The organism is Vibrio sp. 704, from assembly GCF_033339295.1.
The window spans coordinates 1-825 of the sequence record NZ_JAWOUH010000269.1 but is presented as its reverse complement, the minus strand read 5'-3'; the positions used below and the strand labels follow the sequence as shown (position 1 = coordinate 825).

Sequence of the window (825 nt, the reverse complement as noted above, 5' to 3'; positions counted from 1 at the left end):
CATAAAAAACTATAAAACAACTAAAACCACACTCTTTGAGTATGTATTTAGCAAATTGATAAGACTAAGAACAAACATCGAAACACATTTGCCCCACCTATCAATAACCAACAGACCAAAAAACACCGCCTATATCTTTGGCGTAAATTTGCGCGTATCAGTCAAATAATCTGCAATTAAACAATGAATAGAAATGAACGAGAGGGAATAAAAATGCAGCCCTTCGAAATCGAAAAGCTGCATCAAGTACCATGTAGGAATGTTGGAAGGAACGTAATAATAGGTAGTTAATAGTTATTATGTGTTTGCCACAAGCAATCCGAGCAAACAAACTTAGATATTGGATACATAGCTCGGAAAATCCACCTGCTCCCACAACTGTTTGGAGAGTTCTTCTTGCGAATCCCACGCCCCTTGTAAAACCCAATTCACGATGGCTTGTGCAACGTCGGGGTATTTAACACTCTCAGCTTGCTGCTCTTTGAGCCACTGACGTACGGTAGAAATGTCTAAACTGTCCATTGCAGTGGCTAACCCAAGATCTTCAAGTGTGGCTACGTTGCTCTGCTGTTCAAATTGTCCTGCCAGTGGTTTCATTAGCAGTTTTTTGCCAAGAGAAAGTGCTTCTGAAGGCAATTCAAAACCACCATTGGCGATGACCCCACAGCAACGATGTAGATGGTGCTGAAAGTTGGTGTGGCACAGCGGACGCAATTCTATGTTCTCCACTTTCTCTACTTCTATCACGTCGGGGTGATAACAAATAAACGTCTGCTGATTAAAGTGGAACAACAAGTCGCAGATGTCCTCAATCGACTCAAACGG

Annotated in this window: 1 protein-coding gene; it reads right to left on the bottom strand. The window is 41.8% G+C overall.

The features are described from left to right. Positions 1–333: 333 nt before the first annotated feature. Positions 334–825 (bottom strand): glycosyltransferase family protein (locus R7R24_RS25860; RefSeq protein WP_318119984.1); only part of this gene is annotated, 492 nt, incomplete at its 5' end.